This is a genomic window from Methylobacterium sp. Leaf465 (assembly GCF_001424705.1).
Taxonomy (GTDB): Bacteria; Pseudomonadota; Alphaproteobacteria; order Rhizobiales; family Beijerinckiaceae; genus Methylobacterium.
This window is the reverse complement of sequence record NZ_LMRA01000012.1, coordinates 526,506-539,926: the sequence shown is the minus strand read 5'-3', so window position 1 is coordinate 539,926 and position 13,421 is coordinate 526,506. Positions and strand designations below refer to the sequence as shown.

The 13,421-nt window shown below is 70.3% G+C and carries 13 protein-coding genes and 1 tRNA gene; 7 read left to right on the top strand and 7 right to left on the bottom strand.

From position 1 onward, the window contains the following. Positions 1 to 42: 42 nt before the first annotated feature. Positions 43 to 119 (bottom strand) — tRNA-His (locus ASG51_RS10945). A gap of 212 nt (positions 120 to 331) precedes the next feature. Between ASG51_RS10945 and ASG51_RS10940 the strand changes: the two genes are divergently transcribed. Continuing rightward, positions 332 to 2,176: a chloride channel protein gene (locus ASG51_RS10940; RefSeq protein ID WP_056380749.1), complete on the top strand. Its 1,845-nt coding sequence runs from the start codon at positions 332 to 334 to the stop codon at positions 2,174 to 2,176. A 31-nt stretch (positions 2,177 to 2,207) separates the two neighbouring features. Here the strand turns inward: ASG51_RS10940 and ASG51_RS10935 are convergent, their stop codons facing one another. From ASG51_RS10935 to ASG51_RS10925, 3 genes are all read right to left on the bottom strand, one after another. Further along, positions 2,208 to 2,408 carry a hypothetical protein gene (locus tag ASG51_RS10935; RefSeq protein ID WP_056380748.1) on the bottom strand — a complete coding sequence of 67 codons (201 nt, stop codon included), beginning with the start codon at positions 2,406 to 2,408 and terminating at the stop codon, positions 2,208 to 2,210. A 170-nt stretch (positions 2,409 to 2,578) separates the two neighbouring features. Further along, positions 2,579 to 3,409 carry a YfdX family protein gene (locus ASG51_RS10930; RefSeq protein ID WP_056380745.1) on the bottom strand — a complete coding sequence of 277 codons (831 nt, stop codon included), beginning with the start codon at positions 3,407 to 3,409 and terminating at the stop codon, positions 2,579 to 2,581. A 265-nt stretch (positions 3,410 to 3,674) separates the two neighbouring features. Continuing rightward, entirely contained in the window at positions 3,675 to 5,042 is a 1,368-nt protein-coding gene (locus tag ASG51_RS10925) for an MFS family transporter (RefSeq protein ID WP_277996208.1), read from the bottom strand. A 288-nt stretch (positions 5,043 to 5,330) separates the two neighbouring features. On the opposite strand from ASG51_RS10925, the gene ASG51_RS10920 reads away from it, so the two are divergent. Continuing rightward, a complete protein-coding gene (locus ASG51_RS10920; protein ID WP_056380744.1) occupies positions 5,331 to 6,209 on the top strand; it encodes a DUF1236 domain-containing protein in 879 nt (292 codons plus the stop codon). A 62-nt stretch (positions 6,210 to 6,271) separates the two neighbouring features. Here the strand turns inward: ASG51_RS10920 and hrcA are convergent, their stop codons facing one another. Beyond that, positions 6,272 to 7,327, bottom strand: coding sequence for a heat-inducible transcriptional repressor HrcA (hrcA, locus tag ASG51_RS10915; RefSeq protein ID WP_200917560.1), 1,056 nt, complete (start codon positions 7,325 to 7,327; stop codon positions 6,272 to 6,274). A gap of 264 nt (positions 7,328 to 7,591) precedes the next feature. On the opposite strand from hrcA, the gene rph reads away from it, so the two are divergent. From rph to hemW, 3 genes are all read left to right on the top strand, one after another. Further along, positions 7,592 to 8,320, top strand: a complete 729-nt coding sequence (gene rph / locus ASG51_RS10910) for a ribonuclease PH (RefSeq protein ID WP_056380864.1) — start codon at positions 7,592 to 7,594, stop codon at positions 8,318 to 8,320. Beyond that, positions 8,317 to 8,949 (top strand): RdgB/HAM1 family non-canonical purine NTP pyrophosphatase, encoded by a 633-nt coding sequence (rdgB, locus tag ASG51_RS10905; RefSeq protein WP_056222757.1) that lies wholly within the window; start codon positions 8,317 to 8,319, stop codon positions 8,947 to 8,949. The genes rph and rdgB overlap by 4 nt, the downstream gene beginning before the upstream one ends. A gap of 69 nt (positions 8,950 to 9,018) precedes the next feature. Beyond that, positions 9,019 to 10,197: a radical SAM family heme chaperone HemW gene (gene hemW, locus ASG51_RS10900; RefSeq protein ID WP_056351161.1), complete on the top strand. Its 1,179-nt coding sequence runs from the start codon at positions 9,019 to 9,021 to the stop codon at positions 10,195 to 10,197. On the opposite strand, the gene ASG51_RS10895 is transcribed toward hemW, so the two are convergent. Beyond that, positions 10,198 to 11,412: a penicillin-binding protein activator gene (locus ASG51_RS10895; RefSeq protein ID WP_056351159.1), complete on the bottom strand. Its 1,215-nt coding sequence runs from the start codon at positions 11,410 to 11,412 to the stop codon at positions 10,198 to 10,200. Positions 11,413 to 11,533: 121 nt separating this feature from the next. Here ASG51_RS10895 and rsmI point away from each other — a divergent pair, with 121 nt between their 5' ends. After that, positions 11,534 to 12,502, top strand: a complete 969-nt coding sequence (rsmI, locus tag ASG51_RS10890) for a 16S rRNA (cytidine(1402)-2'-O)-methyltransferase (RefSeq protein ID WP_056380742.1) — start codon at positions 11,534 to 11,536, stop codon at positions 12,500 to 12,502. Further along, the gene (locus tag ASG51_RS10885) at positions 12,492 to 12,872 is read left to right on the top strand and encodes a YraN family protein (RefSeq protein ID WP_056223020.1); all 381 of its coding nucleotides are present in this window, start codon (positions 12,492 to 12,494) and stop codon (positions 12,870 to 12,872) included. The genes rsmI and ASG51_RS10885 overlap by 11 nt, the downstream gene beginning before the upstream one ends. 2 nt (positions 12,873 to 12,874) lie before the next feature. Here ASG51_RS10885 and ASG51_RS10880 read toward each other — a convergent pair whose 3' ends face one another. Then, on the bottom strand, positions 12,875 to 13,264 hold the full coding sequence (locus tag ASG51_RS10880) for a response regulator (protein ID WP_056222745.1): 390 nt from the start codon (positions 13,262 to 13,264) through the stop codon (positions 12,875 to 12,877). Positions 13,265 to 13,421 lie beyond the last annotated feature (157 nt).

The following is a 13,421-nucleotide window of genomic DNA, read 5'->3' as shown; positions in this document are numbered from 1 at the left end:
ATGCCGGAGCACGACCGCCAAACAAACCTCATCGAGAAGGAATGGTACCACTGCCCCGGCTCGAACGGGGGACCTCTTGATCCACAATCAAGCGCTCTAACCAACTGAGCTACAGCGGCACTGCGGGCGATCTATCCCGACCCGCGCCGCATTTCAAGCCGCCTTCGGCCGATCATCGGCAAAAGTGTGGACCATTCTCCCGTCGAGCCCGAGGCGTCGTGCGGGCGACGGCGCCGAGCGGTCGACGCCGGGGCCGCCGACGGGCTAAGCAGGGCGCGGGTCCATCTCCCTGCGCGCGTTCCTCCCGGCGCACGCTCCCGTTCACCGGTCGATGCCACCGCACGCCATCCCCTCCCGACCGCCGCTCGCCCAGCGGGTGCTCGTGCAAGCGCCCGGCCAGCTGCGCGCCCTCGTGCGCGGCAGCGAGATCGGCCTGATCGTCCTGGCCGCCCTGATCGGCTGCTGCGGCGGCGTCGCGGTGGCCGGAATGAACCGCGCGACGCAGGCCCTGCGGGAGCTGCTCTACGGTCTGCCGCCGGGCTTGCGCCTGAGCGCGGCCACCGATCTCCCGCCCCTCGTGGTTCTCCTGGCGCCGGCCTTCGGCGGCGTCCTGCTCGCGCTCTTCACCCTGGCCCTGCGCTGGCAGCGACGGCCCCGTCGCCCGGTGGTCGACCCGATCGAGGCGAACGCGCTGCATGGCGGACGGATGTCGATCCGCGATTCCACCATCGTGGTGATCCAGAACACCATCTCCAACGGCAGCGGCATCTCGGTGGGAATGGAGGCGGCCTACACGCAGTTCTGCGCCGGACTGGCCTCGCGCCTCGGCCTCGCCTTCGAGCTGCGCCGGGCCGATCAGCGGACCCTCGTCGGCTGCGGCGCGGCGGCGGCCATCGCGGCGGCCTTCGGGGCGCCGCTGACGGGGGCGTTCTACGCCTTCGAGCTCATCATCGGCACCTATTCCATCGCCACGCTGACCCCGGTCGTGGTCGCCGCCCTCTGCGGCAGCGTCGTCGCCCGCGCCCTGGTGGCCCAGACCTCCCTCGTCACGGTGGAACGGGCCGATGCCGTGACCACGACGGTCCTGACCACCCTCGACACGGTTCCGAGCCTCGCCCTCGGACTGATCTGCGCCGGCCTCGGCATCCTCATCATGCGCGGCGTGACCCTGGTGGAAGCCGGCTTTCGCGCCACCCGCCTGCCGACCCTCTGCGTGCCGATCCTCGGCGGCCTGTGCGTCGGCGGGCTGGCGCTCATCGCCTCGCCGCAGGTCCTCTCCGGCGGACACGGGGCGCTGCACTTGCATCTCGACGCTCACGGCACCACCCTCGGCCTCTCGGCCCTGATCGTGCTGTTCGTCGCCAAGGCGACGGCCTCGGCGGTCTCCATCGGGTCGGGTTTCCGCGGCGGCCTCTTCTTCGCCTCGCTCTTCCTCGGCGCGATCGTGGGCGAGATCTTCGCCGCCGGCATGCCGATGATCCTGCCCGGCTTCGCCGCGTTCGGGCTGACCCCGCTCGCCTACGCGGTGATCGGCATGAGTGCGCTCGCCGTGGCGGTGATCGGCGGACCGCTGACCATGACGTTCCTCGCCCTCGAACTCACGGGCAGCTTTCCGATCGCCGGCCTGGTGCTCGTGGCGGTGATCGCCTCGTCGCTGACCGTGCGGAAGACCTTCGGCTATTCCTTCGCGACCTGGCGCTTCCACCTGCGCGGCGAGAGCATCCGCAGCGCGCACGATGTCGGTTGGATTCGGACCCTCACGGTCGGCAAGCTGATGCGCCGCGAGGTGCCGACGGCCGCCCTCGACCAGAGTCTCGCCAACTTCCTGCGCAAGCACCCCCTGGGCTCGCCCTCCCGGGTGGTGATGGTGGACGGGCAGGGGCGCTACGCCGGCATCATCCTCGTGCCGGAAGCCCACGCGGCCCTGCTGGAGGCGGAGGCGGAGGCGCCGGGTCTCCCCGGGCTCCTGCGCCACACCCACGACGTCCTCACCGCCGACATGAACGCCAAGATCGCCACGGCGATCTTCGACCGGACGGAGAGCGAGGCCCTGGCGGTGGTGGAGGACCTGAAGAGCCGCAAGGTGATCGGCCTCCTCACCGAGAGCCACACCCTCAAGCGCTACAGCGAAGAACTGGACCGGCAGCGCCGGGCGGTGCTGGGGGAGACGAGCTGAATTGCTGGCCGGGCGGAAAAGCGCCGCGCGGTCACGGACGCCCCGTGGCCCGGCGCCAGCCGGCATAGCCAAAGGCGAAGAGGCTGGCCCCGCCCATCATCAGGAGGCTCCAGCCCCAGTCGCTCGGCACCTGCCCGTCGACCGGATGACCGGCGAGGCCGGCGGCCAGCACGAGGCCGAAACCGGTGACGACGGCAGAGAGCAGAAGCCCGAGGCTGATCCCGATACTCATGACGAAACGCCTCCCACGCAGGAGATCCGGGCGCTGGCCCGCGGCCGCGCAAGGGCCGACGCCGGGTCCTGGGCGGGACGCGGCGCCGGCAGGGTCGGATCAGGGGATCACTTGATCAGAGGGTCCCTTCGTCGAAGGGGCCCTTCATCAGGGGTCACTCGAGTGAAGGATCACTTGGGGACGGCGGTCGAACCCGTCGTCGCCGCGGATGCCGGCGCCTTCTGCGGGGTTCCGAGCACGTTCACCACGTCGAAGCGCACGCCGTCCTCCACCTTCTTCAGGAGGGCGTTGCCCTCGTAATACTTACCCTGTCCGATCAGGCTCGCCGCCTGATCGACATCGGTGGTCGTCTGGTTCAGCGGCACGACGGCCAGGACGAAGTTCATGTCGACGCCGGCGAGCTTGAGCTGGTCGATGGCCGACTTGCGGTCACCCTTCTCGAGGCTCTTGTTCGCGGTCGCCACGGCGGCCGCCTTGGTCGGCGTGGCGACGAAATCCTCGCCGAGCGTCAGCTGGCCGTCGACGGGCAGCCAGGCCGTGGGCTGCGTGGATGCCTTCGCCTCCGCGGTCTTGGCGTCGGCCGCCTTGGCATCGGCCGCCTTCGCATCGGCCGCCTTCGCATCGGCCGCCTTCGCATCGGCCGCCTTCGCATCGGAAGCCTTCGCCATCGCGGCGTGCTTGTCGGGGCTCCGCAGGTCCGCTTCCGCCTTGGTGTAGATCGCCTCGTCGGTCTTGGCCTTGGCGAGCGACGCCTGCGCCTTGCCGATCAAAGTCTTGGCGAGGGTCGGATCGGCGTCGAAGATGGCGATGCGGGCGAGGTGCAGGTCGCGGAAGGCCTGGGCGCCGTCCTTCGACAGCTTGCCCACGTCTCTGTCCGCCGCCTGCTGCGCGGCCGTCATCGGCGGAGCCGTCGCGGGCTTCACCGCATCGTTGGCCAGTGCCACACCGCTGAGGAGCGAGGTTGCGGCAAGGAAAGCGGCAACTGTTCTTGTCTTATTCATCACACTGCCTCCGAAGAAGAGCCGCGCCTGGATCGTGGATCGAACTGATCTCCCTGCGCCGGCGATCTCTTCTGAAGCAAATGTGGTCTTGGCCAATCGAGATGTCATCTTAAAGTTTGGTCAGGTTCAGTTCATCAAATATTCGTTGACAGCAGCCCAGGCGCGTAGGTGCATCAAGCCGTTTCCGAGTCGGATGCCGGCGGCACAAAAAAGCACGCGGTGATCGCTCACCGCGTGCCGGTCGTTCGCCCGAGGAGGAAACGGCTCAGGCGGCCGAGAGGCGGGACTTGCGGGTCAGCGCTTCCTCGACGGTGCCGTCGCCGTCGAGGTAGCCGTGACGCTTCGGGTTCGGCATGATCAGCGAGCCGATGAAGGCGACGCCGAGCATGACGGTCACGTACCAGAAGAACGTGCTTTCGGAGCCGACCTGCTTCAGGTAGAGCGCGACCATCTCGGCGGTGCCGCCGAACAGCGAATTGGCAATGGCGTAGGAGAGGCCGACGCCCAGGGCCCGCACCTGCGTCGGGAACAGCTCGGCTTTCACGATGCCGCTGATGCCGGTGTAGAAACTGATCACGATCAGGCCGACCATGATCAGCGCGAAGGACAGGACCGCGTTCTGCGTGGACCCGATGGCGGTCATCAGCGGCACCACCATCAGGGTCCCGAGGCCGCTGTAGAGCAGCATGTTGGCCTTGCGCCCGATCCGGTCCGACAACCAGCCGAAGAACGGCTGGATGATCATGTAGACGAACAGGGCGGCGGTGGAGATCTGCGAGGCCGTGACCTTGTCGATATGCGCCGTGTTGAAGAGGTACTTCGGCATGTAGGTGGTGAAGGTGTAGAAGCTCAACGAGCCGCCGGCGGTGTAGGCCAGCACCACGCAGAAGGCGCGCCAGTGCTTGAACAGGGCCGCGAAGGTGCCGGAATCCTTCTTGGCCATGTCTTCCTTGGTCGCCGTCTCGGCCAGCGACGAACGCAGGTAGAGCGCGACAACCGCCGCGATGGCGCCAATGACGAACGGGATGCGCCAGCCCCAGGCCGTCAGCTCCTGCGCGGTGAGGAAGCTCTGGAGGATGATCAGCACCAGCGAGGCGAGGAGCTGGCCGCCGATCAGGGTGACGTACTGGAAGGAGGCGAAGAAGCCGCGACGGCCCTTCACGGCGATCTCGCTCATGTAGGTGGCGCTGGTGCCGTACTCACCGCCCACCGACAGGCCCTGGATCATCCGGGCGAGCAGCAGCAGGGCCGGCGCGAGCTGCCCGACCGTGGCGTAGGTCGGCAGCACCGCGATCATCAGCGACCCGGCGCACATCATCAGCACCGAGATCAGCATCGAGGTCTTGCGGCCGAGGCGGTCGGCGATGCGGCCGAACAGCCAGCCGCCGATCGGGCGCATGAAGAAGCCCACCGCGAACACGGCGGCCGATTGCAGGAGCTGACTGGTGCTGTCGCCGGCGGGAAAGAACACCGGTGCGAAGTAGAGCGCGAAGAACGCGTAGCAGTAGAAATCGAACCATTCGACGAGATTGCCCGACGAGGAGGCGACGATCGCCTTGATCCGGCGTCGGTTGTCGGCGGCGTCCTCCGCCTTGGTCGGAATGGTCCCGGCCCCACCTGTCATACGTCTCATCCCTGTGATCTGAACAATGCCGTTCCGCGGCTTGCTTGACGGGGACGTTATCGCCTCGAACGCGATTTCCAAAGGGCGATCAGCGGGTTGTCGGACACGGCCAAGATGACGATGAAACCACGCTGTGGAAGACGTGCCCCTGAGCTTGGCTGTACCGAGTCAATAGGCTGGGCGCGATCAGCCGCAAGATCAGCGCAAGAAATCCGGGAACGGTTTCTCGAAGATCCTCGTTGCGGACGGCATCGACGTCGAGCGGCGTCCGACAACAACGAGAGTGGAAACGATCCCATGAGCAAGCTCTTTCGGAGCACGGTGACGGCGGCGGCCCTGGTGATCGGCGCAGCGAGCGCGTTCGCGCAGGGCGGGCCGGGCGGCGGCGCTGGTGGCGGGGCAGGCGGTGCCGGTGGCGCGGGTCCGGGTGCGGGTGGTGCCGGCGGAATGCGCGGTGGCGCCGGTGGCGGTGCGGGCGGTGGCGCCGGCATGCGGGGTGGCGAAGCCGGCGGTGCGGCTGGCGGCGCAGGCATGCGCGGCGGCGCCGGCGGTGCGGAGACCGGGGCCGGTCCGGCCGGTGGTGCCCAGCGCGGCGAGGCCGGTGGCCGTGGCGCCGAGGGTGGCGCAGGGCGGCAGGACGGTCGTCCGGGTCAGGCGGCCGGAGAGCGCGGTGGCCGCGAAGACGGTGGCGCCGCGGCACGAGACGGCCGGGGCGACCGGGACGACAAGGGAGATCGCGACGGCAAGGCGGACCGCGACGGCAAGGGCGATCGGGGCGGCAAGGCTGATCGCGACGGCCGCGAGGAGCGCGGTGGACGGGCCGACCGCGATGAGCGCGGCGGTCGCGACGGCCGCGTCGAGCGCGAGGGCCGGGGTGGTCGCGGCGACCGTGGCGATCGCGGCGCCGTCCGCGGCGCCTATGGCCGCCTGGGGGCGCCGCAGCGCACCGAGTTCCGCCAGAGCGTGTTCCGCCGGGGCATCCCACGCCTCGCCGCCGGCGCCTTCGCGCTCACCGTCGGAACGGCCATCGCCCGCAGCTACACCCTCTACGACCTGCCGCCGGACATCGTCCGGATCGCGCCGGAATACGAGGACTACCGCTACGTGCTGGTGGACGACGACATCGTCATCGTCGATCCCGACACCTACGAGATCGTCGACGTGATCCGCGGCTGACCCGAGCGATCGGAACCGCGTCGGGGGCGGGGCTTCAGGCTCCGCCCCTTCGCGTTTTCCGCTCAGCGCTTGCGGTCGAGGAGGCCGGAGACCACCCGTGCGGTGTAGTCGACCATCGGCACGATGCGGGCATAGTTCAGGCGCGTCGGGCCGATGACCCCCACCACGCCGACGATCTTCTGCGACCCGTCGCGGAACGGAGCCGCGATCATCGAGGAGCCTGAGAGCGAGAAGAGCTTGTTCTCCGAGCCGATGAAGATGCGCACGCCCTCGCCGCCCTCGGCCCGGGACAGGAGTTCGATCACGTCCTTCTGGGTCTCGAGGTCGTTGAACAGCAGGCGGATGCGGTCGAGATCCTCGGCGGCCCGCAGGTCGTCCAGGAGATTGGCCTGACCGCGCACGATGAGCTGCCGGGCATCCGAGGGGCCGACGCTGACGGCGAGGCCGGCATCCACGAGGCGCTCGGTGATCACGTCGAGTTCGCGCTTCATCGCTTGCCGGCCCGACTCGATCTCGGCGCGGAGCGTCCCCAGGGTCCGGCCCTGGAGCCGGGCGTTCAGGTAGTTCGAGGCCTCCTGGAGAGCCCCCGCCGGCAGGCCCGCCGGCAGGTCGAGGAGGCGGTTCTCCACCGAGCCGTCGTCGGAGACCAGGACGACCAGCGCCCGGGTCGGGTCGAGGCGGACGAACTCGATATGCTTGAGGTGGACATTGGTCTTGGTGGTGAGCACCACGCCGGCCCCGCGGGAGATCCCTGAGAGCAGCATCGAGGCCTCGGCCAGCGCGGAATCGAAGGTATGGCCCGAGGCGGCCGCGCGCATCTGCGCCTCGATCCGCTCCTGCTCCTCACGCCCGACATCGCCGAGCTCCAGCATCGCATCGACGAAGAAGCGCAGGCCCTGCTCCGTGGGCAGACGGCCGGCCGAGGCGTGGGGTGCGAAGATCAGCCCGGAATGCTCGAGATCCGCCATGACGTTCCGGATCGAAGCCGGCGACAGGGCCATGGGCAGGATGCGCGCGAGGTTACGCGAGCCGACCGGTTCGCCGGTCGTCAGATAGCTCTCGACGATCTGCCGGAAGATTTCACGCGAGCGTTCGTTCAGCGCGCTGAGAACCTGCATCTGCTGCGATGTGGAGAAGGGGCGGGCGGGCTCGGTCACATTCCATTCCTGAGGCGGAGAGTGTGACGGTCTCCCGTGCTTTACACAATGCCGCCCACCGTCGCCCCTGGCGGACGCATGGAGAATACGAGAAACCGCTTGGCCACGGAAGGCGTTCCGCACCTCGGGCTCACCGGCGGCGCCGGCAATCCGCCCGACCTCGCTTGCCGGGCGGGGGCCGGAACCGTAAAGCCGCACTCCATCGACACCGGTAAGGAGATCGGCATGCGGCCCTCGAAGCGCGCGAACGACGAACTGCGCATGGTCACCCTGGAGCGCGCCGTCTCCCGCCACGCCGAAGGCTCATGCCTCGTCAGCTTCGGCGACACCAAGGTGCTGTGCACGGCCACCCTGGAAGAGCGCGGCCCTGGCTGGCTGCGCGGCTCCGGCAAGGGCTGGGTCACCGCGGAATACGCCATGCTGCCGCGCGCCACTCACGCGCGCACCCGGCGCGAGGTGACGGCCGGCAAGCCTTCCGGACGCACCCAGGAGATCCAGCGCCTGATCGGCCGCTCCCTGCGCGCCGTGACCAACCTGCCGGCGATTGGCGAGCGCCAGATCACCGTCGATTGCGACGTGATCCAGGCCGATGGCGGCACCCGCACCGCGGCGATCACCGGCGCCTGGGTCGCCCTGCACGAGTGCTTCACCTGGATGCGCGGCCGCTCGATCATCTCGGTCGACCCCCTGCGCGACCACGTGGCGGCGGTCTCCTGCGGCATCTACAAGAGCAAGCCCGTCCTCGACCTCGACTATTTGGAGGATTCCGCGGCCGAGACCGACGCCAACTTCGTCATCACGGGCACCGGGGGCCTCGTCGAGGTCCAGGGTACCGCCGAGGGCAAGCCGTTCTCGGAGGAGGAGCTGTTCGAGCTGATGCGCCTCGCCAAGGGCGGCATCCAGTCCCTCGTCGCCCTCCAGAAGCAGGCCGTGGCGCAGGGAGTCTCCGCATGAGCGAGCACCGCATCCTCACGGGTCGCGTCGTCATCGCGACCCACAATGCCGGCAAGCTCGTCGAAATGCGCGAGTTGCTGGCGCCCTTCGGCGTCGACGCGGTCTCGGCCGGCGAACTCGGCCTGCCCGAGCCGGACGAGACCGGGACGATGTTCGCCGAGAACGCGGCCATCAAGGCGCACGCCGCCGCGACGGCCTCGGGCCTGCCGGCCTTCGCCGACGATTCCGGCCTCTGCGTCAACGCCCTCGACGGGGCACCCGGGCTGTTCTCGGCCCGCTGGGCCGGGCCGTCCAAGGATTTCACCGGCGCCATGGCGCGGATCGCCGCGGAACTCGACAAGCGCGGCGCCACCACCCGGCGGGCGCACTTCGTCTCCGCCCTGGTGATCGCCTGGCCGGACGGCCACACCGAGACCTTCGAGGGCCGGGTCTTCGGCGAACTCGTGCCGCCGCGCGGCGCGAGCGGGTTCGGCTACGACCCGATGTTCCAGCCCGACGGCGACCACCGCACCTTCGGGGAGATCTCCTCCGCGGAGAAGCACGGCGTCGACTGGCAGACCGGCAACGCCCTGTCGCATCGCGCCCGCGCCTTCGTGCTCCTGGCCCAGACCTGCCTGCGGCGTCCGTAAACTGCCTGCGGCGCCCTTGAGACCGGCCGCGGGATTGCCAAACGGCGGTCCCGCGCGCACATCCGCGTCATGACCGAACCGACAGGCCCGGACCACCCGACCCGCGATGCGGGGTTCGGGGTCTATGTCCACTGGCCCTTCTGCGCCGCAAAGTGCCCGTATTGCGACTTCAACAGCCACGTGCGCCACGCGCCCGTGGACGAGGGCCGCTTCCTGGACGCCTTCCGGGCCGAGATCGCCCATGTGGCGGCGCGCACGCCCGGACGGACGGTATCGAGCGTCTTCCTCGGCGGCGGCACGCCCTCCCTGATGCAGCCCGCCACCGTGGCAGGTCTGCTCGACGCCATCGGCGGCGCCTGGACCGTGACGCCCGACGTCGAGATCACCCTGGAAGCCAATCCCACCAGCGTCGAAGCGGAGCGCTTCCGCGGCTACCGCACCGCCGGGGTCAACCGCGTCTCCCTCGGCGTCCAGGCCATGGACGACGCCGCCCTGAAGCAACTCGGCCGCCTGCACAGCGCAGCCGAGGCCATGGCGGCGGTGCGGGTCGCGGCGGCGCATTTCGAGCGCTACTCCTTCGACCTGATCTATGCCCGGCCCGACCAGGGCCCGGCCGCGTGGCGGGCCGAACTCGAAGGTGCCATCGCCCGGGCGGCGGAGCACCTGTCGCTCTACCAGCTCACCATCGAACCGGGCACGCCGTTCTACGGCCTCGCCGCCGCCGGCAAGCTGGTGCCGCCGGACGATGATGCCGCGCGTGCCCTCTACGACGTGACCCAGGAGGTCTGCGACCGGGCCGGCTTGCCGGCCTACGAGATCTCCAACCACGCCCGGCCCGGCGCGGAATCCCGGCACAACCTCCTGTACTGGCGCTACGGCGAATATGCGGGCATCGGCCCCGGCGCCCACGGACGCCTCGTCGAAGCGGCAGGCCGGATCGGCACCGTCACCGAGCGGGCGCCGGAAGCGTGGCTCGCCCGGGTGGAGGGGCGGGGTCACGGCATCGTCGAGACCGAGACGCTGGCCGCCTCGGACCAGGGCGACGAGTTCCTGATGATGGGTCTGCGCCTGCGCGAAGGCATCGACCCCGCGCGCTACGCCGCCCTGAAGGGGAGGGCCCTCGACCCGGGGCGGATCGACGGCCTCGTTGCCGAGGGGCTGATCGCCCGACATGCGGGCGGCCGCATCGCCGCGACGCCCGCCGGCGCGCCGGTGCTCAACGCGCTGGTGGCCGCGCTCGCCGCCTGATCAGGTGCCCGACGGGCCGAGGGTGCGCGGCGCCGGGCTGACGATGGCCGGCGCACCCGAACGGATCTCGTAGACCGCCAGCGCGCGGTCGCTCGGGCCGTCCGGCCGGAACCGGAAGGTCCCGTCGACGCCGGAGAAGCCGGACGGGTTGGTGAGCGTGGTGTCGGCGAAACGCTGCGAGCCGAACTGGCGCGACAGGGCCGCCATCAGCGAGACCGCGTCGTAGGCCAGGGTGGCGACGCGCGGCGGCACCGAGCCGAACCGCGCCTGGTAGCGCTGCGAGAAGCCGGTGAAGCCGGCTGCGTCCGGGGCCGCGAACCAGCCGCCCTGGAGGGCGGGCAGGGCGTAGATCCGGGGATCGTTCCAGACGGCGGTGCCGATCGGCCGGACCCGGCCGGGGGCGAACCCGGCCTTGGTCAGGGCCGGGGCGACGGTGGCGAGGCCATCCGGCGTATCCGGCAGGAACAGCGCGTCGGCCTGGGCCGCCGGCCCGGTGATCAGGCCGCCGAGGCGCCCGATGGCGGGGGCCGGATTGCCGACGGGATAGCGCTCGATCGCCACGAGGCGCGCGCCCTTGCGGGCCACTGCCTCGCGGAACTGCGCCTCCACGGCGTTTCCGTAGCTCGAATCCGGGATCATCGCCGCGAAGGATTTTCGGCCGGACGCGACGGATTCGTCGACGACCCGGTCGACCTCGGCCTGGGGCAGGAAGCTCAGGAGGTAGGTGCCGCGGGCCGCGACCCCGGCATCGGTCGAGAAGGCGATGAGGGGCTTGCCCGCCGCGCGTACCACGCCGGCCGCCGCCTGGACGTTGGCGGCGAAGAGCGGGCCGAGGACGACCTCGGCCCCATCCGCCACGGCGGCTTGGGCCGCCTCGCGGGCGCCGTCCGGCGCGCCGCGGTCGTCCTTCACCAGGATCTGCAGGTCGGACTTCTGGAAATCCTCGATGGCGAGTTCGGCCGCGTTGCGCATCGCCGTGCCCACCGCCGAGCCCGGTCCGGTGAGCGGCACCACCAGGGCGACCTTCACCGATCCGGTGCCGATCCGCCCCCCCGCGGCGGCGATCGGCGCGTCGGGCCCCGGGCCTTCCGCCTGGGGTGGCGGGACCCGGTTCGAGACGCGGCCGCCGCCGTCCGGCACTCCGACGCAGGCCGCGAGCAGGAGCAGGGTCGAGATCCCGACCAGCCCGGATTTCAGCCTGTTGGCGTGCGTCATCGGTGGCCCCCCTGTCGCCGGCTGACGACCCAGGCTTGCAGCCTAGGGGCCAAAAGTAAATGTGAACCGACGCGCCGCCGAGCATTCCGCAGGAAGCCCCGATCGTGGCAAGGTCGCGGCCATGACCCAGAAGATCGACACGCGGACCCGGCGGCGGCGCGACCCGGCCGCGACGGGGCCCGGCGCCCGCCCACCCGCCACCTTCACGGCCTTCGGGCTCGCCGCCGAGGCCGAGGCGATCGAGCCCGGTCTCCACGTGGTGGCGACCCCGATCGGAAACCTGAAGGACGTCTCGTTCCGCGCCCTGGCGACGCTCGCCGCCGCCGATGCGGTGCTGGCCGAGGACACCCGCGTCACCCGCACGCTGCTGATGCATTACGGGATCACCACGCCCCTGGTGGCCTATCACGAGCATTCCAACGCGGCGGTGCGCGAGCGGATGATCGCCCGGATGCAGGCCGGCGAGGCCCTGGCCCTGGTCTCCGACGCGGGCACGCCCCTCGTGTCGGATCCGGGTTTCAAGCTCGTGCAGGCGGCGATCGAGGCCGGCCTCAGCGTCACGCCCATTCCGGGCCCCTCGGCGGTGATGACCGCCATCGTGGCCGCCGGCCTGCCCACCGACCGGTTCTTCTTCGAGGGCTTCCTGCCGGCCAAGTCCGGCGCGCGGCGCAACCGCCTGGAGGCGCTCGGGCGCATCCCCGGCACCCTGGTGTTGTTCGAATCGCCCCATCGCCTGCCCGAGATGCTGGTCGACGCCGTGGAGGTCCTCGGGCCTACGCGCCCGGCAGCGGTCGCCCGCGAGCTGACCAAGCTCTACGAAACGATCCGGCGCGGCAGCCTCGGCGATCTCGCCGCGCTCTACGCGGAGGAGGGCGCGCCGAAGGGCGAGGTGGTGGTGATCATCGGCACGCAGGACGAGGTGCCCGACGCCGCCGAGACGGATGCGGGCCTTGATGCGGCCCTGACGGCGGCGCTCGCCCGGCACTCGATCAAGGACGCCGCGACCCTGGTGGCGGAGGAGACCGGCCAGCCCCGCCGGGTCGTCTATGCCCGTGCCCTGGCCCTGGCCCGGCGCGACGATGAGACCTGAGGGCCCTGCGGCCGAGCGCCGGCGCGCCACCGAGCTGCGCGGCCGGACGGCCGAGACCCTCGCGCTCCTCGCCCTGATGCTGAAGGGGTACCGGCCGCTCGGGTCGCGCTTTCGCGCGGCGGGGGGCGAGATCGACCTGATCGTCCGGCGCGGGGCGACGATCGCGTTCGTGGAGGTGAAGGCGCGCAGCACGCTGGAGGCGGCGCAAGGCGCCATCGACGCCCGCAAGGTCGCCCGATTCTCGCGGGCTGTCCGGGCCTGGATCAGTCGGCACCCGAACACCGACGCGGCGACGTTTCGGGCGGACGCGGTGTTCGTCTCGCCCTGGGCCTGGCCCCGGCACGTGGCCGACGCCTTTCCGATCCGATGATCTCAGGCGCGCGCGGCCGCCACGGCTGCGATCAGCGTCCGCTTGAGGTCGGCTTGGCTGAACGGCTTCTGCACGACCGGACGATCACGGAACGGCTCACGGATGCCGGCGCCGCCGTAGCCCGTCGAGAATACGATGGGCAGGTCGCGCTTCACGATGGCTTCGGCCACCGGATAGATCGGCTCGCCCGCCACGTTGACGTCGAGGATGGCGACCTCGAAACTCTCGTTCTCCGCCATCTCGAGGGCGGTCGACAGACGCGCGGCGGGGCCGACGACGGTGCAACCGAAATCGAGCAGCATGTCTTCGAGCAGCATCGAGATCGCGGCTTCGTCCTCGACGACAAGCACGCGAGCCCCATTGAGAAGGTCTTCGTCCACTTGAGCACTCACGCCGGGGCTTCTTCCCTTCGATCGACTTGGAAATCCGGAACGCCTTCCGCGGAAGGTGTTCAGGGGTTCGCTCCCACCGTGTGCAATCAGGCTCGCAACATGCGAATGATGCAGGGCTTAAGCGAGCCGGCAAGACCCTTTGAACAGCCCGGCACAG

Coding starts and splice junctions, on each gene's coding strand:
- rdgB (WP_056222757.1), top strand. CDS start 8,317: ATGAGCGAGCACCGCATCCTCACGGGTCGCGTCGTCATCGCGACCCAC.
- ASG51_RS10895 (WP_056351159.1), bottom strand. CDS start 11,412: ATGACGCACGCCAACAGGCTGAAATCCGGGCTGGTCGGGATCTCGACC.
- ASG51_RS10925 (WP_277996208.1), bottom strand. CDS start 5,042: ATGAGACGTATGACAGGTGGGGCCGGGACCATTCCGACCAAGGCGGAG.
- ASG51_RS10885 (WP_056223020.1), top strand. CDS start 12,492: ATGAGACCTGAGGGCCCTGCGGCCGAGCGCCGGCGCGCCACCGAGCTG.
- ASG51_RS10920 (WP_056380744.1), top strand. CDS start 5,331: ATGAGCAAGCTCTTTCGGAGCACGGTGACGGCGGCGGCCCTGGTGATC.
- rsmI (WP_056380742.1), top strand. CDS start 11,534: ATGACCCAGAAGATCGACACGCGGACCCGGCGGCGGCGCGACCCGGCC.
- ASG51_RS10935 (WP_056380748.1), bottom strand. CDS start 2,408: ATGAGTATCGGGATCAGCCTCGGGCTTCTGCTCTCTGCCGTCGTCACC.
- ASG51_RS10940 (WP_056380749.1), top strand. CDS start 332: ATGCCACCGCACGCCATCCCCTCCCGACCGCCGCTCGCCCAGCGGGTG.
- ASG51_RS10930 (WP_056380745.1), bottom strand. CDS start 3,409: ATGAATAAGACAAGAACAGTTGCCGCTTTCCTTGCCGCAACCTCGCTC.
- hemW (WP_056351161.1), top strand. CDS start 9,019: ATGACCGAACCGACAGGCCCGGACCACCCGACCCGCGATGCGGGGTTC.
- hrcA (WP_200917560.1), bottom strand. CDS start 7,327: ATGCAGGTTCTCAGCGCGCTGAACGAACGCTCGCGTGAAATCTTCCGG.
- rph (WP_056380864.1), top strand. CDS start 7,592: ATGCGGCCCTCGAAGCGCGCGAACGACGAACTGCGCATGGTCACCCTG.